The sequence below is a fragment of the Polaribacter gochangensis genome (assembly GCF_046224025.1).
Classification (GTDB): Bacteria; Bacteroidota; Bacteroidia; order Flavobacteriales; family Flavobacteriaceae; genus Polaribacter; species Polaribacter gochangensis.
Map to the genome: position 1 here is coordinate 611,644 of NZ_JBJXRF010000001.1, position 24,151 is coordinate 635,794.

Genomic DNA, 24,151 nt, shown 5'->3' on the forward strand with positions numbered 1-24,151 from the left:
CGTTTTTTAATTAACGTTTTTCATACACATTATTATCTCTGTTGATATCAGCCATTAATTTAGAAGTGTCTATCTCCACTTTTTTAATGTCTTTAGATACAGAAAAAGAATATGAAGGATGTGCCCAAGTCCAGTCTTCAATAACTGTTGCGCTTGTTGGCTTGTTTCCTCTCATCATTCTTAACGGAATATTAAAATCTTCTGTTGTACCGTCTGCATAAGTAACAGTAACATCAATTGGCATTGGCATTTGTCCAATTCTTTCTAATGTTATTTTTTTACCATCAACACTTTGGATACCGTAATCAATTGTGTGTGTAGTTTGTGTCCACTCATTTAAATACCAATCTAAATGCAATCCTGATACTTTTTCTGCAGTTCTTTTAATATCATTTGGAACTGGGTGTTTAAAACTAAAATCGTCGTAGTATTTTTTTAATGTTTTTTGTACATTTTCTTCTCCAATTATATAATTTAATTGCGTTAAGAAAATACTTCCTTTTGTGTAACTTCCAGTACTAAAAGCTCTGTTTGTGTTAAATCTATCAGCATGTGTAGTTAAGTTTTCTTCCATTCCGTTTTTTACAAGATTAAAATAACCTCTATAGCTTCCTGGCGATGGTTTTCCTTCTCCGCCACGTAGAATTTTATTTGCTGCTAATCCTGTTACGTAAGATCCAAAGCCTTCATCCATCCAAGAATGTTTACTTTCATTATTGGCTAAAATTTGTTGAAACCAAGTATGAGCCAATTCATGAATAATTGTTCCCATATTGCTTCTTTTTCCACCACCAGCAACAAATGTACACATAGCGTATTCCATACCACCATCTCCAGCTTGAATCACTGAATATTGTTTCCACGGGTAAGGACCAACTGTTTCGCTAAAATATTCCATCGCTTTTGCAGTTAAAGCCTGATTTTTTGTCCAATTTTCTTTATTATAATCTCTGTCTTTATAGAAAAAGTGTAAATCTGGACCGTTTTCCATTTTGTAAATATCGTGTACATATTCGTCATCAGCGGCCCACGTAAAATCATGTACTCTTTCTGCTTTAAAATGCCACGCTAATTTTGGAGTATCTGGAACATTTAAAGGTTTCGTTTTGTCTTCGTAACCATGCCCAATTTCTTGTGGATTTTGTAAGTTTCCTGTTCCTCCAATTGTATAATTTCTATCAATTCTAAGAGTTACATCAAAATCTCCCCAAACTCCTTGAAATTCTCTAGCAATATATGCGTGAGCTTGCCATCCTTCAAAATCATATTCTGCCATTTTAGGATACCATTGCGCCATAGACATTGCAATATCATCTCTACTATTTCTTCCTGCTCTACGAATGTGAACTGGTAACTGTCCGTCAAATTCCATTTCAAAAGTAACTTTTGATCCGGCTTTAATAGGTTCGTTTAAAGTAACTTCTAAAACAGTTCCTGCAACTTCAAACTTTACATCTTTACCGTTCTGTTTTAATGATTTTACTTTTAAATACCCAATTTCACTAGGTTTTAACATGGCAATTCTACTTTTTACTTCACCATTTTCACGTACAATCATCCTGCCGTCTGGATCTGCAATACTTTGTAAACGTGCATCCATTTCGCTTCCTGGTTGAAATGCATTGTAGTATAAGTGATAATACACGTTATTTAAATCATCTGGGGAGTTGTTTGTATAGACTAATTTTTGAGTTCCGCTGTATTGAAACTTTTCTACATCTACATCAACATCCATTGTGTAATCAACATGTTGTTGCCAATATCCATTTTTAGATGTTGTTGAATTTTTTGAGTTTTGTGCACAAGAAATCATTAGTGAAAATGATAGTGCAATGAATAAAACTTTTTTCATGATAGTATTAATTTTATTTGGTTTGTGATCTCTTATTAATAAAGAACTTCTGTAAATTTAGAATTCTTTTTTTAGATATGCTAATTCGATAAAATTGTATTATTTACCATTTACCATTCTGTCTGCCATTTTTAAAGCATTATAAGCATTAACAATTCTCCCAGTAACTGATAATTCTGAAAAAGGAACTTTTACTCCCTTTGGATTGTCTTGAGAAAATGAACCTGGTTTTATAACTTCTAAATCTATTTTAGTTCCAGAATTCATAATGATATGTTTTACTTGCTTTGCTGTTAATTTTGGATAATAAGAACGAATTAATGCAGCAACTCCGGCAGTTGATGGTGCCGCCATTGATGTTCCGTTAAAAAATTCGTATTCATTTTCTGGAATTGTAGAATATATTTGAACTCCAGGAGCAAAAATATCAACATTTCTTTTTCCATAATTAGAAAAATCTGCAACTAAATTCTCATTATAATTAGAACTCATCGCACCAATAGAAATATAATTATCTGATATTTCTGTATTAGGTAGTTTTGAATCATTTGGAAAATTATTTTCAACATCTATATTTTTTCCATCATTTCCAGCAGCATGAACAATTAAGACGTCTTTTTCTGCTGCATATTTTATCGCGTCATAAACCCATTCTTTATTTGGAGAATATGCTTTTCCGAAACTTGCGTTGATTACTTTTGCACCATTATCTACTGCATAACGGATAGCTAATGCAACATCTTTATCATATTCATCTCCGTCAGGAACCGTTCTTACTGCCATTATTTTTACATTGTTGGTAACGCCGTTCATTCCAATTCCGTTATTTCTTACTGCTCCAATAATTCCAGATACGTGCGTTCCGTGAGCTTCGTCTTTTGTAGAATGGCCTATTTTATTATCGCCATAAAATTTTGTAGAAAAATCTTGGGCGTTGTCTCCTAATGCTTTTCTATAATCTGTTTTTAGGTTGTCTCCGCTAACTAAATCATCTGCTTTTTGAATTTCTTTTTTTATTTCTGTAATTGCCTGTGTCAAAGAGCTTAGACCGAAGCCAAACATTTGTTTTGCAATATTTACACTTTGCATGACAGCATTATCTTCTGATTTTATTGATTCTACATCATCTTTTGTATAGTCTTTCTTTTTTAAATGATCTCCAATAGTTTTATCTGCAAACTGAACAGCTTGTAACATTTGGTTAAATCTAAATTTATTTGTTGATGCTTCTTTTACTTTTTTATCCTGAGCTTCTTTAATGATTTTATAAGTAGCTACATCAACCAACTTTGGATTTTTAAGAATTCTTTCTACCTCTGCATTTTCTTTATAGATTGGTCCTAAGAAATTCCATCCATTTATATCATCAACATATCCGTTGTTATCGTCATCGATTCCGTTATTCGGAATTTCTTTTTTGTTAACCCAAGCAACAGCGCTTAAATCTTCGTGTTTTAAATCTGTTCCAGAATCTACAACTCCAACAACAACTTCAACACCTTTTTTTCCTTTTAAAAATGTGTACGCTTTATCTACACTCATTCCTGGAATGGTGTCTGTAGCTAAATCTGCATGACCCCAAGTTTCTTTTTGAATTTTGGTAAGTGGTGCTTTCTTTGCTGATATAACAACAATATTATTTTCTCCTGTCGGAACAGGAATTGTATTCACTGATTTACATCCTACTAAAGCAATTGAAATTACACCAGTTATATAAAGTGGTTTAAAAATTTTCATACTCTTCATCTCTTTTATTAATTAAATATATCTGTAAACTTAAATGTTTCTTTTAATCGCACTCCTTTTTCTGTCTGTTTTAAAGTACATAGTTCTGTAGCTGCATCGTGTTCTAAAAACAAAAAATACTCGTTGTCTGCAGCTTCATTTAAAAATTGCGCTTTTTCTTTAATCGTTAATAACGGTCTTGTATCATAACCCATAACATATGGCAACGGAATGTGCCCTGTTGTTGGTAATAAATCGGCCATAAAAACAACAGTTTTTCCTTGATATTCTATTTTAGGAAGCATTTGCTTTTCTGTATGTCCGTCCATATACAACACATTAAAACCAACATCTTTAATGCCGTTTTTAATAAAGTTTAACTGTCCGTTTTCTTTAATTGGTTGAATGTTTTCTGTTAAAAAAGAAGCTTTTTCTCTTGGATTCGGAACTGTTGCCCATTGCCAATGGTCTTCATTAGACCAAACTTTTGCATTTTTAAACGCAGGCATAAACCCAGTTTTATCGTTATTCCATTGAATAACACCACCACAATGATCAAAGTGCAAATGTGTTAAAAAAACGTCGGTAATATCATCTCTATGAAACCCTAATTTAGCCAAAGAAGTATCCAACGAAAAATCTCCAAACAAGTAATAATATCCAAAAAACTTTTCTGATTGTTTTGCTCCTAAACCTGTATCAATCAACGTTAATTTCTCTCCATCTTCAATAAGCATACAGCGCATACTCATAGAAATTAAGTTATTAGCATCTGCTGGATTGGTTTTTTGCCAAATAGTTTTGGGAACAACGCCAAACATAGCGCCGCCATCTAACTTAAAATTTCCTGTTTCTATTGGATAAATTTTCATAGAAACAAAGATGCAGAAAAAACAGGACTTTTTTGTTAAATAAAACAAAAAACGCATTGAAAATCAATGCGCTTTTTAGAGGTGTCGAGCGGATTCGAACCGCTGTAGATGGTGTTGCAGACCACTGCCTAGCCACTCGGCCACGACACCTTTTGAGTTGGCAAATTTACGCAAAATTCCTATTTAGACAAGGTTTTTTTACGCTTTCCTTTTTTGAGTGAGAATAATTTTCACATCTTCTACATTACCGCCAATTGGTGGGTTTATTTTTGCCACACTAATCGTTGCTTTTTTAACCATTCTAAGTTCAGTAAAAATCCGATCAATAATTCTTTGGGCAACATGTTCAAGTAATTTTGATCTAATTGCCATTTCTACTTTTACAATAGAATTTAGATGCACATAATCTACGGTATCAATTAATTCGTCTGTTTTTGAAGATTTTCGTAAATTTGCTTTGATTTCAATATCAACTCTGTATTCAGAGCCTATTTTGGCCTCTTCATCTAAACATCCATGAAAGGCATAAATTTTGATATTGTTTACTTGAATTTTTCCCATGCTACAAAAGTATTAAAAGTTAAGGAAAATTTGAGTTTAGATAACTAAAAATAAAAAAATGAACGACATAAAAAATGTATCCAAACTATTGCTTTTTACTATTGCAATTCTAAGTTTTTCTTCTTGTATTATTAATGATAATATTAAAGACACTTCTGTTTTAATTGACCCCGGAACAGACCCTAATTTCAGAATTGTTGTAAATACAGATACTCAATTTAAAGATTTTAATAGAAAAGTTGTTGTATTTGATATCCCAATTTTTGCATTTAAATCTGTTGAAGATTCTAAATTAATTCATATCGCCAATGTTTTAGCACAATATTTAGACAATGATGAAGATGGTGTCGTGGACAACACAACCATTCACGCTCAACTTAAAACCAATAAATCTCTTATTTATGTGTGGAAAACTACAGCAGAAAGAGATGCTGTTATCCCGCCAAGTGGATATAACGTAAATGATATTAGTGCAGATTCTGTAAATAGTATTTGGCACTCAAATGGCCATACAGGTGATTTTGATGGATCTATTGAATCTGTTTGGAAATTTATTTCTAAAAACGGACATGAAGTTTCGTATCCTTCAATATTTAGCAGTCAGTCAAATTCTGAAATTAGTGACGCAATGAACACTGCTCGTGGTGGAGTTTTTCAAAATCCGCCTGCATCATATCCAGCTGGAGCATGGTTTACAAATTCTGACATAAATTGTGATTTTTCATGCCAAGTAACTAAATATAATTTTTGGGTGCTTTCTTCAATCTTAGGAGCAAATGAAAATCGCTTAACAGATATTCAAAATGAATGGACCTTAAACACAAGCGCAAAAGTTCAGTCAGACGACGTTAAAGCTTGGGCAATTTTTTCAAACTCAACTTATAAGCTGCCTTCAACTTTGCCAGACGGAACCTACAAACATTAAGACTATATTCTCATTAAAACCCTTTCAAATTATATGAAAGGGTTTCTTTTTTAATAGAACCAACCTCAACTATTTTGCTTAATTTTGTAGCTTCAATCTTAAGAGAATATGTCAGAAGAAAAAGTATCGCTCAACTTTCTAGAGCAAATTATTGAAGAAGATTTGGCGAATGGAATGTCAAAAGAAAATTTGCGCTTCCGTTTTCCGCCAGAACCTAATGGATATTTACATATTGGTCATACCAAAGCGATCGGAATTAGTTTTGGTTTGGGATTAAAATACAATGCGCCAGTAAATTTGCGTTTTGATGATACAAATCCTGCAAAAGAAGAACAAGAGTATGTAGACGCAATTAAAGAGGATATTTCTTGGTTGGGCTATCAATGGGCAAATGAATTGTATTCTTCAGATTATTTTCAACAATTATACGATTGGGCTATTCTGTTGATTAAAGACGGGAAAGCCTATGTAGATTCGCAAACATCCGAAGAAATGCGTGTGCAAAAAGGTACGCCAACTGAAGCTGGTACAAATAGTCCATTTAGATCTCGTTCTGTAGAAGAAAACTTGGAATTATTTCGAGGAATGAAAGAAGGTAGGTTTAAAGAAGGACAACATACATTGCGTGCAAAAATTGATATGGCGAGTCCAAATATGTTAATGCGCGACCCGTTGATGTACAGAATCATGTACAAAGAACATCACAGAACTGGTAACGATTGGTGTATTTACCCAATGTACGATTGGACACATGGAGAAAGCGATTATATTGAACAAATATCACATTCTTTATGTTCATTAGAGTTTAAACCTCATAGAGAATTGTACGATTGGTTTCGTGACAATGTATATGAATATGGTAAATCTACATATCCAAACCCACCTAAACAACGTGAATTTTCTCGCTTAAACTTAAGTTATACTATTATGAGTAAGCGTAAGTTATTGACATTGGTAGAAAAAGGAATTGTTAATGGTTGGGACGATCCAAGAATGCCAACAATTTCTGGATTAAGAAGGCGTGGTTATACACCAAATTCTATCAAAAATTTTATTGAAACAGTTGGAGTTTCTAAACGCGAAAATGTTATTGATGTAGCACTTTTAGAATTTAAAATTAGAGAAGATTTAAATAAAACTGCCGATAGAGTTATGGCGGTTTTAGATCCTGTAAAAGTAATTATTGATAATTATCCTGAAGGAAAAGAAGAAATTTTAATTGCCGAAAACAATCAGGAAGACGAGAATGCTGGTTCTAGAGAAGTGCCTTTTTCTAGAGAAATTTATATAGAACGTGAAGATTTTAGAGAAGAAGCAAATAAAAAATTCTTTAGACTTAAATTAGGAAAAGAAGTCCGTTTAAAAAATGCTTATTTTATTACTGCAACAAGTTGTGAAAAAGATGAAAACGGAGAAATTACTGTGATTCATTGTACCTATGATCCGTTAACAAAATCTGGTAGTGGAACAGAAGAAAGCAAGCGTAAAGTGAAAGGAACCTTGCATTGGGTTTCTGTAAAACATGCTGTAAGGGCAGAAGTTAGAGCTTATGATAGATTGTTTTTAGATGAAGCTCCAGATGCACATAAAGACAAAGATTTTATGGCGTTTATCAACCCAAATTCTTTAGAAATTATTAATGCATTTGTAGAGCCAAGTTTGCAATCTGCTAAAATTGGAGAACGTTTTCAGTTTCAACGTTTAGGTTATTTTAATGTTGACAATGATTCAACTTCAGAAAACCTAATTTTTAACAAAACTGTTGGTTTAAGAGATAGCTGGACAAATAAAAATTAGTTTAAAACCTTTTTTAAATACAAAAAGACCGCAAAATTGCGGTCTTTTTGTATTTCTATTTATTTTTTTAAAAAGCTGTTTGACATAAAATTCCGCCCATTAAAGCCAATGTTACTGTCCAATATCCAGCATTAATCATCACGTACTTAAATGATTTTCTTTCAAACATTGCGTTTGTTCCCATCACTGGTAACACAATTAACAAACCAATCATTGTACCATGTAAAGCTCCATGTCCGAAGGTTCTAAAACGATCGCCATATTGAGCCATAAAATTTTGAAAATATGTAAATGCTTCTCCTGTTCCTTCCACAAAACCAGGTTCTCCCATTAATACAGATTGTGCTCCAAACTGATGAATTACCAATGTTTGAAGTATAAAAGCCATTAAAAAACTCAGCACATAGCTTAGTACAAAAATTAAAGCCATATTACCTCCTTTTAAAGATTCTTCGGTAAAACCCATTTCTTTCATCCAAGCCTTTTGAAAAAGTATTGGTCCATACCAAATAAAGCCCATAACTAAAGGCATTAAAGCTGCTAGTGCTGTTGTTAAAAAATTAAATTCCATGATGTTTTAGTTTTTTGATTCTCTCAAATATAACAATTAACTTTTTGATTTTTAATTATTTAAAACAAAAAAAGGCTAAAACATAATGTTTTAGCCTTTTTAAGATTGAAGTTTTACTATTTAATTTTTAAGGATTTACCAATTGCTTCTAACTCAAAAATAAAATCTCTTTTATCAACTGATGGTGCATACGTAAAGCCTTCAAAAACAATTAATCTATTATTTTTTTCATCTATTACAGTGTAATTTAAAAAAGGTCCAGCCATAAAGTCGTTTTTTACTTCCCATTTCCCTCTTGTTTCATATGCTTTTTTGTTGTCAATTACTGCATCTAATGTTTGTGGGACAAAAGCTGCTTCTGTAATCATATACATTCCTTCTTTAGATCCAGGTATATGTTTTTCACCAATAAAATTTCTGTTGTTAATAATAGCATTGGCTGCATCAAATTCAAATTCTTCCGATAAAGGAACTGAATACACTAAAATATTGTTTGTACCATCGCCCTGAGCTATTCCGCTCATTAAGTGCTGTCTTAACCATAAAAAATCTCCAGTATCTTCAACAGTTCTAAAGTCTGTTGGTATCACTAAAGATATTCCTAACTTATCTAATGTTTTATATTTAGAATCATCAACTCGTTTAGAATAAAAACGCTGTTGAACATGCTTAATATCTGAATCTCTAAAAATTTTAACGATTTCCTTCTTGTGTTTTTCTAGCTGTTTATTTAATTCTTCTTTATCTTTTGCGGTAACATAAACTAAAGTTTGAGGTCTTGCATAAAAATCGTTTTGAACTCTAAAAGATGCTGTTTCTCCAACCTGAACAAATAAAATGTTTCTATATTTATTCATCATGCTACCAAAACCTTTTGGAGCAATTTGAGTAACACTAAATGTTGTTTCTGGCTGAGGTAAACCAACCACCAGTTCTCCTAAAAATTCTCTAAGATTGTCTCCTATTTTACCAGACCAGTCGGTTGCTTCGGTTACAACAAGAAGATGATTAGATTTACCAACTGAACCACTTAAAACAAAAGTGTCTTTTGGGTTTTTACATGAAGTAAAAAAAAGTAATAGCGCAACTATTGTGAATCCTTTTTTCATATTTGTTTATTTAACGTTTTAGTTGTTTCCTTTTCTCCTTCAAATATTATTCCACTTTTAGGAAAATCGATTTGTTTTTTGCTTATAATCTTTTTGGATAAATAGTTAACCGCTGTCCTATTTTTAAATTAGTACTTCTAAGTCGGTTCCATTTTTTAATTTCACTTACTCGAACACCGAATTTTTTAGCTATTTTTCCTAAATAATCTCCACTTCGAACTTTATATCTTATCCGCTGATTTAACTCTAAATATTTTGGTAAAGGCTTTTCTCTTTTTGCATTATCTTCATCAACTAAAGTATACAATTCTTCTTCTTTTTCTAAGAATTTAATCGTTGCATTTTTAGGGATTGTTACTACATAGTTTTTCCCTTTTACAAACGGGATGATGTCTAGTTTATATTCGGGGTTTAAAAATTGTAACATTGCTGTTTCTATTCCTGTAACTTCTGTAATTTGATCAAAAGAAACTGTTTTTTTAACTCGGATTGTATCTGTTGCAAAGTGATAAATTGGCGGATTTTCAGGTGCCAATCCATGTTCTTTAGCATATTTAAAAATATATAACGTTGCATAAAACGCAGGAACATATCCCGCGGTTTCTGCTGGTAAATACTGACGCAGATTCCAATAATTTTGATATCCCCCAGAACGTTTAATCGCTTTAGAAACATTTCCTGGTCCAGAATTATAAGCTGCTAATGCTAAATCCCAATCGCCAAAAATATCATACAAATCACTTAAATATTGACAAGCTGCAATGGTTGCTTTAACTGGATCTTGACGTTCATCAACATAAGAACTTACGTTTAATTTATATTGTTTTCCGGTTAAATACATAAATTGCCAAAGTCCACTTGCGCCAACTCTAGATCTTGCCCTTGGATTTAAAGTAGATTCTACAATTGCCAGGTATTTCATTTCTAACGGAATGTTAAACTGATCTAAATATTTTTCGAACATCGGGAAATAATATTCTGCTTTTGCCATTAATGCAGGGTAATATTTCTTGCGATATTTTAAATAAGAATTGATTACATTTTCTAAAATAGGATTGTATTCAATAAAAAATGGAGATGAATTATCTAAATGCTTCAATCGCTCTTTTAAAACATTTGTAGGGATTTTTATTTCTGGTTTTTCTTTGGCTTCTAGCCCTTTAATTACATAATTGATGTTGGCAGTTAAAGGAGATCTGTATTGTGTTTCTACAACCAAACTGTCTATTAAAGACAGGTCTTTGTCACTAAAAAAACCTTTTTTTGTAGCATTTTTTAGCGAATCGTTTGCAATGCTATCTTGTTTAATTTGTGCTGATAAGGAAAAAGATAAAAAAAGAAATAAAAATGTAATTTTTTTGTAATTCATATTTTAAAAATCTAATTCAACAACAATCGGGCAATGATCTGAGTGTTTTGCTTCTGGTAAAATATAGGCTCTAGAAATCGTTGATTTTATGGGATCAGATACCATTGCATAATCTAAGCGCCAACCTTTGTTGTTTGCTCTAGAATTTGCTCTATAACTCCACCAAGAAAATTCTTGTTTCTCTGGATGTAAATAACGAAAACTATCAATAAATCCGCTTTTTATAAAATTACCAAGCCATTCTCTTTCTTCTGGTAAAAATCCAGAAACGCCTTTCATTTTTGGGTTGTGAATATCAATTTCTTCGTGACAAATATTATAGTCTCCACAAATTACTAAATTCGGAATTTCCTTTTTCAATTCATCGACATATTCTTGAATTTCATCCATATACTTAAACTTAAAATCAAGTCGAGCATCGTTTGTTCCAGAAGGTAAATACATGCTCATTACAGAAACTTCATCAAAATCTACACGAAGATTTCTTCCTTCAAAATCCATCGACTCAATTCCAGTTCCGTACTCAACATGATTTGGTTTTTCTTTACATAAAACCGCTACAGATGAATAGCCTTTTTTTTCTGCCGAAAACCAATAATGATATGGATATCCAGCAGCTTCAAATTCCGACAAATCTAATTGTTCTTTATGTGCTTTGGTTTCTTGAATACAGATTACATCTGGACTTGCAGCTTGCAACCAGTCTAAAAAGCCTTTTTTTAAAGCAGCTCTAATTCCGTTTACGTTGTATGAGATTATTTTCATTCTTAAAATTTCATTTCTGGAATTTCTCCTTCAACAATTAAAGTTCCTTCTGTGGCATTTTTAATTTCCTCTACAGAAACTCCAGGAGCTCTTTCTAACAAATGAAAAGCACCATTTTTTATTTCTAAAACAGCCAGGTTTGTAACTACTTTTTTAACACAACCAACTCCGGTTAGTGGCAAAGAACATTGTTTTAACAACTTCGATTCTCCTTTTTTATTGGTGTGCATCATGGCAACAATAATGTTTTCTGCGGATGCCACTAAATCCATTGCGCCGCCCATTCCTTTTACCATTTTACCTGGTATTTTCCAATTGGCGATATCTCCGTTTTGTGCTACTTCCATGGCGCCAAGAACAGTTAATTGAACGTGTTGTCCGCGAATCATTCCAAAACTCATTGCAGAATCAAATAAAGAACCTCCTTTTAAAATAGTAACCGTTTGTTTTCCTGCATTGATTAAATCAGCATCTTCTGTTCCTTCAACCGGAAATGGGCCCATTCCGAGCAATCCATTTTCTGATTGAAACTCAACTTCAATATCATTAGGAACATAGTTTGCAACTAAAGTTGGAATTCCAATTCCTAAGTTTACATACCATTTATCTTCAATTTCCTGAGCAATTCTTTGCGCTATTTGTTCTTTTGTTAACATTTTAATGATGTATCAATTTAATAATTTATCAATGTATCAATTCTGATTACGAGATTTAATACTTGTGCTTAGTATTTTATATAAAATCAACCCCAATTCTTTTACTTTTTCTTGTAAAATGGTATTTGAAGGATAACTTTTAGATTTTTCGCAAAGAATTAACCAATACTTTGTTTCTTCTAATTCTTTCGTTGCTATTTTTATTTTATGAATAAAATCTGCTTTGCTTTCTGCATTTTGAGCTTCATGTACATTTGCTCCAATGCTTGTTCCAGATTTTAACAATTGTCTAGAAATAACATACTTTTTCTCTGTTTGTAAAATTTCACAATATTCTATAACTAATAATGAAACTTCAATTGATTTTTCTACAACTACATTCTTCATTATTACATTGATTAATTGCTACAATATTTTAATTATCAGCGTTTTCGAACTGTTCTTTGTTCAATTCTCTTTTCGTAATTTTTTCCTTGAAAAATACGTTGTACGAAAATTCCAGGGATATGAATTTGATTTGGGTCCAATTCTCCTGCCTCAACTAACTCTTCCACTTCTACAACAGTTATTTTCCCTGCCATTGCCATCATTGGGTTGAAATTACGCGCTGTTCCTTTAAATATTAAATTTCCTGCTGTATCTCCTTTCCATGCTTTGACAAAAGCAAATTGTGCATCAAAAGCATGTTCTAAAACATACATTTTTCCATTAAATTCTCTTGTTTCCTTTCCTTCAGCTACTTCGGTTCCATAGCCCGCTGGCGTATAAAAAGCCGGAATTCCTGCTCCTGTTGCTCTACAGCGTTCGGCTAATGTTCCTTGCGGAATTAAATCTACTTCTAATTCGCCTGATAACATTTGGCGCTCAAACTCATCGTTTTCTCCAACATAAGAAGAAATCATTTTTTTTATTTGACGTTTTTGCAATAACAATCCTAATCCAAAATCATCTACACCTGCGTTATTAGAAATACATGTTAAATCTGTGATTCCTAATCGTACCAATTCTGAAATGCAATTTTCTGGAATTCCGCACAATCCAAAACCTCCTAACATAAATGTCATTCCGTTTTCAACTCCGTGTAAAGCTTCTGCTACGTTTTTTACTACTTTATTTATCATTTTTATTTTTCTTAAAAATCTATATCTCCTTTTTTAATAACAGGTTTTTTATCGTCTTTTTCTTCTAATGGGTCTTTGTCAGAACAATCTAACCGAATAGAAATTGGATTTTCTGGTTTTTCAAAATCTTCTTTACTGATGTTTAATGTTGAATCTTCATAACATTTTCTCATAAAAATTGCCCAAGTTGGTAACGACATTGATGCTCCTTGCCCTTTTCCAATTTTCTCAAAATGGATTGCATTGTCTTCTCCTCCAGTCCAAACTCCTGTTGCTAAGTTTGGTACAACTCCCATAAACCAACCATCTGTATGATTCTGTGTCGTTCCTGTTTTTCCTGCAATCGGGTTTTGAAATCCGTACGGATAACCAGTTACATAGCCTGGTCTTTCATTTGTGGTTCTCAATCGAATTCCAGATCCTGCAGTTGTAACTCCTTTTAGTAAATCTAACACAACATATGCAGATTCTTCGCTCAATACTTCTTGAGTTTTGGGTGTAAATTGCGTTAAAACTGTTCCGTTTTTATCTTCAATTCTAGTTATAATCATTGGTTCAACTCGCAAACCTTTATTGGCAAACATTGCATATGCACTTACCATTTCGTAAAGAGATAATTCTACCGAGCCAAGTGCAATTGCTGGAGCTTTCGGAATGGAAGTATTAGTACCTGTTGCTATTTGCGCTAAATTTGCAACATTTCTTGGACCAACCATGTCAATCAATCTCGCTGAAACAACGTTAATTGATTTTGCTAATGCTTCTTTTAATGTTAAAACACCTCCGTATTCTTCGCCAGAATTTCTTGGAGTCCAAGGTTCTGGAATTCCATATTTTCCTTTACTAATTGTATATGGAGTATTCGGATACGTATCACAAGGAGATAATTTTAACTGATTTATAGCTGTTGCGTATACAAATGGTTTGAATGTAGAACCTACTTGTCTTCTCCCTTGTTCAACATGATCGTATTTAAAATGTTTGTTGTTAATTCCGCCAACCCACGCTTTTATATGACCTGTTTGTGGCTCCATTGACATCAATCCAGAGTGTAAAAAGTATTTGTAATATCTTATTGAATCAGCTGGTGTCATTAAAGTATCTCGATCTCCTTTCCAAGTAAATATTTTCATCTTTGTTTTTCTAAGAAAAGAAGCTTCTATTTCTTTTTCTGGAGTGCCCAGTCTCTTCATTTCTCTCCATCGGTCAGAGTTTTTCTTAGCTCTGGTTAAAATCATTTCTATTTGTTCTGGCTCTAAATCATAAAAGGGAGCGGTTTTGTTGCTCTTTTGTTCAGTAGTAAAATAGGATTGTAAATTTGCGATATGTTCTTGTACAGCTTCTTCTGCATATTTTTGCATACGAGAATCTATCGTAACGTACACCTTTAAACCATCTGCATAAATATTATATTTTTCTCCGTTAGGCTTTGGATTTGTCTTTACCCATTGTTTTAAATAATCTCTTAAATGCTCTCTAAAATAAGTAGCATAACCATCGCTGTGACTTTCTGGAGTGTAGTTAAGTTCTAATGGAAATTTTTGCAAAGAATCTTTTTCTTGTAGTGTTAAAAACCCATTCTTTTCCATTTGTTTTAATACTACATTTCTACGTTGGTGTACTAATTTTTCTCTTCTTAAAGGATTAAAATAAGAAGAGTTTTTAAGCATTCCTACCAGCATTGCAGATTCTTCAATTTTTAATTCATTAGGTTCTTTTCCAAAATAAATCCTTGCCGCAGAACGAATTCCGACTGCTTGATTTAAAAAATCGTACTTATTTAAGTACATTGTTAAAATTTCTTGTTTGGTGTATTGACGCTCTAAACGAACAGCAATCACATATTCTTGAAATTTTTGAAGCACTCTTTGAACAATGTTTTTAGAACCTTCTCCGTGAACCAATATTTTTGCAAACTGTTGTGTAATTGTACTTCCTCCACCATCTTTTCCTAACTTAGCAATGGCACGTGCTGTGGCTTTAAAATCGACACCAGAATGTTCAAAGAAGCGTTCATCTTCTGTAGCAATTAAAGCTTCAACTAAATTTTTTGGTAAATCTTTAAAGTGTATTGGTGTTCTGTTTTCATAAGCATATTTACCTAGCGTTTTACCGTCAGAAGAAATAATTTCTGTAGCCAAATTGTTTTCTGGGTTTTCTAATTCTTCAAAGGTTGGTAAAACTCCAAAAACACCCCAAGAAGCAAATAAAAATAAAAGAAAAATTGATGTAAATCCACCAATTACAATTCCCCAGAACCATTTTTTATATTTTTTAAAATCTATTACTTTTTTCTTAGTCATTTTTACTTCTTTTCTATTCTAAACCCTACTTCTGTAATTCCTTCTAAACTTTCTATTCCGGTTATTGCTCCGTTTTTACGCATTGCTTGATTTATTAAGACAGCATATTCTCCCGACATTGGAAAAACAACATTTTCTTTATAAAACAGTTTATTTTCTTTTATTCCAGTAAATCCTTTTCCCAAAAAACGGCCAGAACTATCTGCCATTTCGTATTCTAACGTGTCTACAATTTTCTTGCCATTCGGAAAATTTAACGTTGTTATTAAAAACAAATTGCTGTAACTATATTTTTGATTGTTTCTAATCGTTAAAAACAGGTCTTTTTTGTTGATTGTGTCTTTAACATCAAAATTAAAAGAAACTGTATTTGTACTTTTCCAAGAACTATCAGCAATTGTAACAATAGAATCATATTCTCTTTTAGAATCGCACGAAAGGATACTAAAAGCAACCAAAACAAATACAATAATTTTACTCTTGTTTGTTTTCATTTGGTTTGTTTCTATTTTGATTTTTGTTTCTATTATTGTTCTTACGAAACGGTTTTTTAGTTTGTTTATTTTCTGCAACATTAGGTGTTGTAGCCTTTTTATTTTGATTCGGATTTCTCTTTTGTTTCGTTTTGTTTGGTTGATTTGTATTTTGAGTTTTTGCCGCTGGTCTCTTTTTATTTCTGTTGTTTTTTCTACGTCCTTTTTTCTGTTTAGGAGCATCAAAACGCGTTAAACTATCTTGACCAACAACATTTTCGAAATCTACTTTAGTCTCAACAACAACATCCGATTCGTAATCTTCTAGCGGAGCAGCATCTTCGTTGTTTTTATTCAATTCAATTATTTCATTTACTTGCTCTAGCGTTAACTGAAACCATTTAAAACTATTGTCTTTATAGGTGTACCAAAGTGCTTTTTTAAAGATGTCCATTTTTACAAAAACAGCATCGCCATTTTCTGTTTTCAATACTTTATCTTGCTTCGGAAACGCTTTTAATGCATCTAAATACGTATCTAATTCAAAGTTTAAACAACATTTTAATTTACCACATTGCCCAGCTAACTTTAACGGATTTAACGATAATTGTTGATATCTCGCCGCTGCAGTGTTTACTTTTCTAAAATCTGTTAACCAGGTAGAGCAACACAGTTCTCTACCACAAGATCCAACACCACCTAAACGCGCTGCTTCTTGACGCAAACCAACTTGTTTCATTTCTACTCTAATAGAAAATGCACTTGCTAAATCTCTAATTAATTGTCTAAAATCTACACGTTCATCGGCTGTATAATAAAAAGTTGCTTTGTTTCCATCGCCTTGATATTCTACATCAGAAAGTTTCATTTTTAAGTTTAAACGACTTATTATTTCTCTTCCTCTACGTTGTGTTTCTTGTTCTTTTTCTCTGTAAGATTGCCAAATATCAATGTCTTTTTGAGACGCTTTTCTGTAAATTTTTAAAATTTCTTCGCTATCTTCTTTAAGGTTTTTCTTTTTTAATTGCACCTTCACCAATTCTCCTCCTAAAGAAATGGTTCCAATATCGTGACCTGGAGAACTTTCTACAGCAACAACATCGCCCATAGAAAGTGTTAGGTTTTCTGTATTTTTAAAGAAATGTTTCCGTCCGTTTTTAAATCGAACTTCGTAAATATTAAAAGGAGCTTCGCCATTTGGCAAAGTCATGTTTGATAACCAATCAAAAACGGCTAATTTACTTCCGCTTCCGCAAGATCCACCGGTTCCACAATTTCCGTTACTTTTACAGCCTTTTGGAACGCCGCCGTCTTTTGTTGAGCAACTTGTACAGCTCATAGTATGTATATATTTTAAAAAAACAAATGTGCTTTTTGTGGCAACTCTTGTTTTTATTGGGTTCTTAAATAATTTGAAAATCAACTTTAAGTTGATGAGTCTGTAAATATACGGATTCTCAAAGAATCATAAAACAGGATAATGAAAGTTCTCTCATCTACTTTTTTATTTGATACTATATCAAATATAGTTTCATCGTTTGTTATAATTATTAGCACTTTAGAATTCGTACAAATAGAATTAGAATTCGTAAAAAAGTTGTTTTTTGAGTATAAAAAAAGACCTCAGTGTTGAAGTCTTTTCTATGATTAAAATTTGAACTATTTACTTCTTAAAAGTCAATACTTCTGACCGTCCTTTTTTGAAAATTTTATTGCTATTTCCTTTTCCTTTTCGGAGTTCTTTTTGAACTTCAAAAGGCAACGCAGCAATTTCTTTACATTCATCAGAACAACATGTATTCATTTTTTCTTGACAAGATTTGCATTGAATAAATAACAGATGACAGGCTTCATTATCGCAATTTACATGCTCATCACAAGGTGCACCACATTGATGACAATTAGAAACTACATCGTCAGATATTTTTTCTGCACGTCGGTGATCAAACACAAAATTCTTTCCTAAAAACTTGTTCTCAATGCCTTCAGATTTTACTTGACGTGTATATTCAATAATTCCGCCTTCCAACTGAAAAACATTTTTAAATCCTTTGTGCTTGTAATAGGCTGATGCTTTTTCGCAACGGATTCCGCCCGTACAATACATCAATAAGTTTTTATCTTCTTTATTGTCTTTTAAATCTTCTTCAATAATATCCAACGAATCTCTAAAGGTATCCACATCTGGAGTTACAGCGCCATCAAAATGCCCAATTTCGCTTTCGTAATGATTTCGCATATCCACACAAACCGTGTTTGGATTTGCCAACATTTCGTTGAATTCTTTTGCGTTTAAATGAATTCCTTTATCAGTAACATCAAAGGTGTCATCATTTAAACCATCAGCAACAATTTTGTTTCTAACTTTTACTTTCAGTTTTAAAAACGATTTATTGTCTTGCTCAATCGCAACATTTAATCGGATGTCTTTTAAAAACGGAATGGCATCTAATTGCTCTTTCAGTTCTAGCATTCTATCCGAAGGAACTGACAATTGCGCGTTAATGCCTTCGTAAGAAACGTAAATACGTCCTAAAACATCCAATGCATTCCATTCAAGGAATAATTTATCTCTAAAAGTTTGTGGGTCTTCTATCTTGTGATATTGATAGAATGAAATGGTTAAACGATCCTTTCCGGCTTCGTCAATTAATACAGCGCGTTCTTTTGCGCTTAACTTGTTGTACAGTTGCATGCTATACTTTTTTTAAGCTGAACTTGATTCAGTTTCTGTTATTATAAAATTTTGATTGTAAAATCACTGCAAAGTTACTGTTTTTATCTTAAAATCCGTCATTACGAGGAACGAAGCAATTTCTCAATTAGAAATAAAATATAAACAGATTACTTCGTCATACTTCCTCGTAATTACGAAAATCTACAACGTTTAATACTTAACAGATCTGCCTTTTTTGTAACTATTCAAACAACGTGTCAATTTATCGTAAAATTAAAATACAAGTAATTGGTTTTTTCATAATCTTTGCACTTATCATTTATAAAAAATAAAACAAAATGAGAGTTGCTATTGTTGGCGCTACCGGAATGGTAGGGAATGTAATGTTAAAAGTATTAGCCGAACGAAATTTTTCGATTACAGAATTAATTCCTGTTGCTTCAGAAAGATCTGCAGGAAAAAAATTATCTTATAAAGGTACAGAATATACCATTGTAACTTTACAAGATGCATTAACTATGAAACCAGATATTGCGTTGTTTTCTGCTGGCGGAGAAACCTCTTTAGAATGGGCTCCAAAATTTGCTGAAGTTGGTACAACGGTTATTGATAATTCTTCTGCTTGGAGAATGGATTCAACAAAAAAATTGGTTGTACCAGAGATAAATGGTGATGTGTTAACTGTTGCTGATAAAATTATTGCAAATCCAAATTGTTCTACCATTCAATTGGTAATGGCATTAGCGCCTTTGCATTTAAAATATAAAATGAAACGTGTGGTAATTTCTACCTACCAATCTGTTTCTGGAACGGGTGTAAAAGCAGTTCAGCAACTTGATAACGAAGAAGCCGGAATTGAAGGCGAAATGGCATATCCTCATAAAATTGGAAGAAATGCCTTACCACATTGTGATGTTTTTTTAGAAAATGGTTACACCAAAGAAGAAATGAAACTGGTAAAAGAACCAAAGAAAATTTTACGTGACGATTCTTTTTCTGTAACAGCAACTGCGGTTAGAATTCCGACAGCAGGCGGACATTCAGAAGCGGTAAATGTACAGTTTGAAAACGATTTTGACCTACATGAAGTTCGTGAAATTTTAAGAAATACTAGCGGAATTATTGTGCAAGATGATTTGGCGAACAATGTGTATCCAATGCCAATTACTGCACACGATAAAGACGAGGTTTTTGTGGGGAGAATCCGAAGAGATGAATCGCAAGAAAACACGTTGAATTTATGGATTGTTGCCGACAACTTACGAAAAGGTGCTGCTACAAATACGGTTCAAATTGCAGAATATTTGGTGGCTAATCATTTGGTTTAAGCAACAATTACTGCTTAAACAGTTTAATTGTCTGTTCGAGCGGAGTCGAAAGGTTTTCAAAAATTCTCGACAGCGCTAGATGTGGCATTTTTCACAAAAAAAAATCCCGAGCTACAACTCGGGTTTTTTTTACTTCGTTACTTTTAAAACGTCTGCAATAATGCGTTCTAATTCTGCTTTTGGCAAAGCGCCATTTGCCATTTGTGGTTCTCCATCCATCGGGCAAAATAACATCGACGGAATACTTCTTATTCCGAATGCAGCAGACAATTCTTGTTCTGCTTCTGTATCTACTTTATAAATGTTGATTTTATCGCCATATTCTTCACTTAATTCTTCTAAAATCGGAGCAATCATTTTACAAGGTCCGCACCAATCTGCGTAAAAATCTATAAGTACAGGAACGTTTCCTTCAAAGTTCCATTCTTTGTTTTCTTCGAAATTAAAAACCTTTTCCAAAAAGGTTGCTTTTGATAAATTTTCTGTCATTTTATTTACAAAGTTAGACGTATTTTTTTAAACCAAATTACACTCTAAAAAATAGTACATTTGTGCTTGTTTTTCTAATGAAAAATCTAAATGTATTATGCTTTCAGTAAACAATCTTTCTTTTCGATATCAATCTAAAAAACCTGTTTTAAAAGACATCTCTTTTCAACTTGAAAAAGGTGAACATTTATGTGTGATGGGAGAAAGTGGTTGCGGAAAATCTACTTTATTAAAAGCGATTTATGGACTGTTAGATCTAAATAAAGGAACCATTTTTTGGGACGACACAGAAGTGTTGGGTCCAAAACATCATTTGGTTCCTGGAATGGATTTTATGAAACACGTTGCTCAAGATTTCGATTTGATGCCGTACACTTCTGTTTCAGAAAATATCAAGAAATTCTTGTCGCGTTTTTATCCTGAAGAAGCCCAAAAAAGAACCCAAGAATTATTAGAAGTTATTGAAATGACTGCTTTTGCAAACGTAAAAGTAAAAACCTTAAGCGGCGGACAACAACAACGTGTTGCCATTGCAAGAGCTTTGGCAAAAGAGCCAAAATTGATTTTATTAGACGAACCTTTTAGTCAGATTGATAATTTTAAGAAAAACTCGCTTCGAAGAAAGCTTTTTAGTTATTTAAAAGAAAAAAATATTGCGTGTATTGTTGCAACGCACGACAAAAATGATGCACTTTCTTTTGCAGATTCTTTATTGATTATTCGCAATCATACCATCTTGGTAAACGACGCACCAAAAGATATTTACAACAATCCAAAAGAAAAATACATTGCTGCTTTGTTTGATGATGTAAGTGAAATTACCATCAATCATAAAACACAATTATGCTATCCGCATCAAATAAAAGTTATTGAAAAATCTGATACTGAAACAAGTTCAGCACAAGTTTTAAAGGCAACCGTTTTACAAAGTTATTACAAAGGCTCTTTTTGGTTGATTGAAGCTGATTTTGATGAAGAAAAAATCTTTGTAAACCATACTTCTGAGTTAGAAAAGAGGGCAAAAGTAAATTTAGAGTTCTTATTAAATTAAAAGTGTGCTTTTTACTTTTACTTGTTTCTAAAATTGTTTTTGGGTAACTTGGCTAACTCGGAATTTAGTTCAATAAAATGGAACGAAATTCTTTAATTATGTATTATATAAAACGAGGAAAATGAGTAAAAGAAAGTTTATAGTTTCATTATTAATTTTAATAACAGGTTTAGGTTATGCTCAATCTGATAAAATAAAAATAAAATCCGATAACCTTAATGAATCAAATTATCTTAAAGTGGATGATTTTTATTTGACTCATTATTTATATATCGATTTATTCTTAAGAGAAAATTTATTTCCAGGTGCAAATTCTGAGGATGTTTCCTCTATAACAAAAGCTATAAAAAAGTATGTTTCTGTTGAAACACCTTTGGAAATTGAGATTGAAAAACCTGGCAATAGAAATTATAAAATCAAAGTTACAATTTTAGAGAAAGGTGACGGAACCAAGTTATTAATTGCATTTACAAATTGGAGTGTAAAAAAAAGGAAGTTTGAGAAAGAAATTAAAGTGGAGAATGATTCATATACAAGGTGGTATTTTCTGAATGGTAACAAAATGACATACAGAAAAGATATGTCCGATCAAAATGATTATTCCAACATGAATAAAACTGACTTAGCAAATTCTTATTTGTTTGATGAATTAACAGAAAATGATTCAAAGATAAAAAGCACTATTGATGAAGCAATGAAAGAAAAAAATCAAGCTATAAAAGATACTATAATGACCAATTTAATTCTTTTAAAATATCTCATATTCTTGAGAAATAACGATAATGTAAATAAACAAGTCAAGTATCTGAATGAGTTATTCGAAGCCAATACATCCAAGACAAATTTAAAAGGATTAGAAGTTGCTTTTAATGCAACAAAATTTCAAATTGAATTAATGAAGTAAAAACTTTACAAAATCTAATTTACACAAGTAATTGTAATCTGTTTTCCACTAAAAACAAAGCTGTCTTTTCCTTTTTTACCCAACAATAAGTTACCAATCGGAGAAGAAACCGAAACTGCAAAATACTGTTCGTTTGCAACAACCAATTGCCCGGCGCTAATACTTAAAAAATAGGTTGCTTGGTTGGTTTTTACCAAACTTCCTAGATGTGCAATGGTTGAGTTTTTAGATACATCAATCTTAGCCAAAGTTTCTTTCATTTGCAAAACACCTTGCAGTTGTTGTCCTGCTTTTTCCATTTCTAATTGCAACATGGCACGTCCGGTTTCGTGTTTATCGCCAGCAGAGCTTTTGGTTTCAGATTGCAATGCTTTTTGATTGGAAGAAATAATCTCTTGAATGGTTTGTAAGCGGTTGTTTACAAATTTTTCACATTGCTTAAAAAGTTCTTGTTTTAGTTTCATAAGATTTCTCGACTCAGCTCGAAATGACATTAATCTATTAATTCTGCTAATTCTTTGCCAACCAAACTACCAATGGCAATGCCCATTCCGCCCAAACGAACTCCGCAAAAAACATGTGTAGAAATTGGTTTTACAATGGCTTTTTTCTGATTTCCAACGCCCATAATTCCGCTCCAGGAATGTTCAATTTCAAATTTTGTATTGGGTAAAATAGTTTCTTTTAAAATGGTTTTTAACTGATTTTGAATGATTGCTGTTTGTCCAAATTCGGTGGTTTCTTCGGTTTTAAAATCGAGATTTCTTCCGCCGCCAAATAAAATCCGATTGTCAATATTTCTAAAATAATAATAGCCTTTGTCTAAATGAAATGTTCCTTTTATGTGTAGATTTTTTATCGGTTTTGTAATGATTACTTGTGCTCGAGCTGGTTGCACATTTTCTTGTAACAACTGTTTTGCAAATCCGTTGGTTGCAATAAATAGTTTGTTGGTTGTAAAGGTAATTTGATTGGTTTTTACAGAAACTGTATCATTCTGCTCAGTAAAACATTCAACTGTAATATTGTTCAGAATTTTGATTCCTGCTTTTTGAACTTTTAAAAGTAGTTGTGTCACCATTTTTCCGGTATCAATTTGTCCTTCAAACTGATTGACGCTATAGGTTGGTTTAATATTTTTAAAATTGAACCTATTTGCTGATTCTGAAAAAACATCGCCTTTAAATATTGGAAAAATCAGTTTGTTTATCTGATTTTTCTTTGAAGCACATGCTTCAAATAATTCGTTATTTAAAAATAATTCAAATCCTTTGTTTTGTTGAAAATCGATATTTGTATCTCCTAAATTTTCTCGCAACAACCGCAAACCTTCCCAGCGTTTTTTAACCAAATTAAAAACTTCCTCTTCGGTGTGTGTTTTTAAATCATCTACCAATTCTGATAAACTTCCAAAGCAAGCAAAACCTGCGTTTTTTGTACTTGCTCCTTGTGGCAACATGCCTTTTTCTAGCACTAAAATTTTAGATTTTGGATGCTTTTTCTTTAATTCTAAAGCACAATTTAAACCCACAATTCCGCTACCTACAATTGTAAAATCAACGCTGGTAAACCACTCTTTTATTTCCCAATAACTATAATTCAT

General features: G+C 32.4%; 22 protein-coding genes, 1 tRNA gene and 1 pseudogene. 5 read left to right on the forward strand and 19 right to left on the reverse strand.

All coding sequences use genetic code 11. The features are described 5' to 3' along the window. Positions 1–10: 10 nt before the first annotated feature. From ACEWL1_RS02840 to folB, 5 genes are all read right to left on the reverse strand, one after another. On the reverse strand, positions 11–1,852 hold the full coding sequence (locus ACEWL1_RS02840; RefSeq protein ID WP_409231768.1) for a M1 family metallopeptidase: 1,842 nt from the start codon (positions 1,850–1,852) through the stop codon (positions 11–13). Positions 1,853–1,951: 99 nt separating this feature from the next. Further along, positions 1,952–3,589 (reverse strand): S8 family peptidase, encoded by a 1,638-nt coding sequence (locus tag ACEWL1_RS02845; RefSeq protein ID WP_409231769.1) that lies wholly within the window; start codon positions 3,587–3,589, stop codon positions 1,952–1,954. 17 nt (positions 3,590–3,606) lie between these two features. Then, the gene (locus ACEWL1_RS02850) at positions 3,607–4,449 is read right to left on the reverse strand and encodes an MBL fold metallo-hydrolase (RefSeq protein ID WP_409231770.1); all 843 of its coding nucleotides are present in this window, start codon (positions 4,447–4,449) and stop codon (positions 3,607–3,609) included. Between the two features lie 79 nt (positions 4,450–4,528). Further along, positions 4,529–4,599 (reverse strand) — tRNA-Cys (locus tag ACEWL1_RS02855). 48 nt (positions 4,600–4,647) lie between these two features. After that, on the reverse strand, positions 4,648–5,010 hold the full coding sequence (folB, locus tag ACEWL1_RS02860; RefSeq protein WP_409231771.1) for a dihydroneopterin aldolase: 363 nt from the start codon (positions 5,008–5,010) through the stop codon (positions 4,648–4,650). A gap of 58 nt (positions 5,011–5,068) precedes the next feature. On the opposite strand from folB, the gene ACEWL1_RS02865 reads away from it, so the two are divergent. Further along, the gene (locus ACEWL1_RS02865) at positions 5,069–5,935 is read left to right on the forward strand and encodes a hypothetical protein (protein WP_409231772.1); all 867 of its coding nucleotides are present in this window, start codon (positions 5,069–5,071) and stop codon (positions 5,933–5,935) included. 108 nt (positions 5,936–6,043) lie between these two features. Then, positions 6,044–7,732 carry a glutamine--tRNA ligase/YqeY domain fusion protein gene (locus tag ACEWL1_RS02870; RefSeq protein ID WP_409231773.1) on the forward strand — a complete coding sequence of 563 codons (1,689 nt, stop codon included), beginning with the start codon at positions 6,044–6,046 and terminating at the stop codon, positions 7,730–7,732. A 67-nt stretch (positions 7,733–7,799) separates the two neighbouring features. On the opposite strand, the gene ACEWL1_RS02875 is transcribed toward ACEWL1_RS02870, so the two are convergent. The 11 genes from ACEWL1_RS02875 to trhO all read right to left on the reverse strand — a co-directional run bounded on the left by ACEWL1_RS02875 (position 7,800) and on the right by trhO (position 18,794). Further along, complete coding sequence (locus tag ACEWL1_RS02875; protein ID WP_409231774.1) at positions 7,800–8,303, reverse strand: DUF1761 domain-containing protein; 504 nt, start codon at positions 8,301–8,303, stop codon at positions 7,800–7,802. A gap of 116 nt (positions 8,304–8,419) precedes the next feature. Next, entirely contained in the window at positions 8,420–9,412 is a 993-nt protein-coding gene (locus ACEWL1_RS02880) for a DUF4837 family protein (protein WP_409231775.1), read from the reverse strand. Positions 9,413–9,494: 82 nt separating this feature from the next. Further along, positions 9,495–10,781, reverse strand: coding sequence for a lytic transglycosylase domain-containing protein (locus ACEWL1_RS02885; protein WP_409231776.1), 1,287 nt, complete (start codon positions 10,779–10,781; stop codon positions 9,495–9,497). A 3-nt stretch (positions 10,782–10,784) separates the two neighbouring features. Further along, on the reverse strand, positions 10,785–11,546 hold the full coding sequence (locus tag ACEWL1_RS02890; RefSeq protein ID WP_409231777.1) for an exodeoxyribonuclease III: 762 nt from the start codon (positions 11,544–11,546) through the stop codon (positions 10,785–10,787). Between the two features lie 2 nt (positions 11,547–11,548). Further along, a complete protein-coding gene (locus tag ACEWL1_RS02895; RefSeq protein ID WP_409231778.1) occupies positions 11,549–12,202 on the reverse strand; it encodes a 3-oxoacid CoA-transferase subunit B in 654 nt (217 codons plus the stop codon). Positions 12,203–12,238: 36 nt separating this feature from the next. Next, positions 12,239–12,589, reverse strand: coding sequence for a four helix bundle protein (locus ACEWL1_RS02900; protein ID WP_409231779.1), 351 nt, complete (start codon positions 12,587–12,589; stop codon positions 12,239–12,241). Between the two features lie 35 nt (positions 12,590–12,624). Then, positions 12,625–13,323 carry a CoA transferase subunit A gene (locus ACEWL1_RS02905; RefSeq protein ID WP_409231780.1) on the reverse strand — a complete coding sequence of 233 codons (699 nt, stop codon included), beginning with the start codon at positions 13,321–13,323 and terminating at the stop codon, positions 12,625–12,627. A gap of 11 nt (positions 13,324–13,334) precedes the next feature. Next, positions 13,335–15,626, reverse strand: coding sequence for a penicillin-binding protein 1A (locus ACEWL1_RS02910; RefSeq protein WP_409231781.1), 2,292 nt, complete (start codon positions 15,624–15,626; stop codon positions 13,335–13,337). 2 nt (positions 15,627–15,628) lie between these two features. Continuing rightward, the gene (locus ACEWL1_RS02915) at positions 15,629–16,120 is read right to left on the reverse strand and encodes a gliding motility lipoprotein GldH (RefSeq protein ID WP_409231782.1); all 492 of its coding nucleotides are present in this window, start codon (positions 16,118–16,120) and stop codon (positions 15,629–15,631) included. After that, positions 16,101–17,438: a PSP1 domain-containing protein gene (locus ACEWL1_RS02920; RefSeq protein WP_409231783.1), complete on the reverse strand. Its 1,338-nt coding sequence runs from the start codon at positions 17,436–17,438 to the stop codon at positions 16,101–16,103. Before ACEWL1_RS02920 ends, ACEWL1_RS02915 begins: the two co-directional genes overlap by 20 nt. Positions 17,439–17,762: 324 nt before the next feature. Further along, complete coding sequence (gene trhO / locus ACEWL1_RS02925; RefSeq protein WP_409231784.1) at positions 17,763–18,794, reverse strand: oxygen-dependent tRNA uridine(34) hydroxylase TrhO; 1,032 nt, start codon at positions 18,792–18,794, stop codon at positions 17,763–17,765. Positions 18,795–19,114: 320 nt separating this feature from the next. On the opposite strand from trhO, the gene ACEWL1_RS02930 reads away from it, so the two are divergent. Beyond that, the gene (locus ACEWL1_RS02930) at positions 19,115–20,104 is read left to right on the forward strand and encodes an aspartate-semialdehyde dehydrogenase (protein ID WP_409231785.1); all 990 of its coding nucleotides are present in this window, start codon (positions 19,115–19,117) and stop codon (positions 20,102–20,104) included. A 129-nt stretch (positions 20,105–20,233) separates the two neighbouring features. On the opposite strand, the pseudogene trxA reads toward ACEWL1_RS02930, so the two are convergent. Beyond that, positions 20,234–20,602 (reverse strand): annotated as a pseudogene (gene trxA / locus ACEWL1_RS02935) (thioredoxin); the annotation flags it as partial. An 88-nt stretch (positions 20,603–20,690) separates the two neighbouring features. On the opposite strand from trxA, the gene ACEWL1_RS02940 reads away from it, so the two are divergent. Then, complete coding sequence (locus tag ACEWL1_RS02940; RefSeq protein WP_409231786.1) at positions 20,691–21,644, forward strand: ABC transporter ATP-binding protein; 954 nt, start codon at positions 20,691–20,693, stop codon at positions 21,642–21,644. A gap of 121 nt (positions 21,645–21,765) precedes the next feature. Then, on the forward strand, positions 21,766–22,548 hold the full coding sequence (locus tag ACEWL1_RS02945; protein WP_409231787.1) for a hypothetical protein: 783 nt from the start codon (positions 21,766–21,768) through the stop codon (positions 22,546–22,548). A gap of 14 nt (positions 22,549–22,562) precedes the next feature. Here ACEWL1_RS02945 and ACEWL1_RS02950 read toward each other — a convergent pair whose 3' ends face one another. After that, entirely contained in the window at positions 22,563–23,012 is a 450-nt protein-coding gene (locus tag ACEWL1_RS02950) for a 3-oxoacyl-ACP synthase (RefSeq protein WP_409231788.1), read from the reverse strand. 29 nt (positions 23,013–23,041) lie between these two features. Then, entirely contained in the window at positions 23,042–24,151 is a 1,110-nt protein-coding gene (locus tag ACEWL1_RS02955) for an NAD(P)/FAD-dependent oxidoreductase (RefSeq protein ID WP_409231789.1), read from the reverse strand.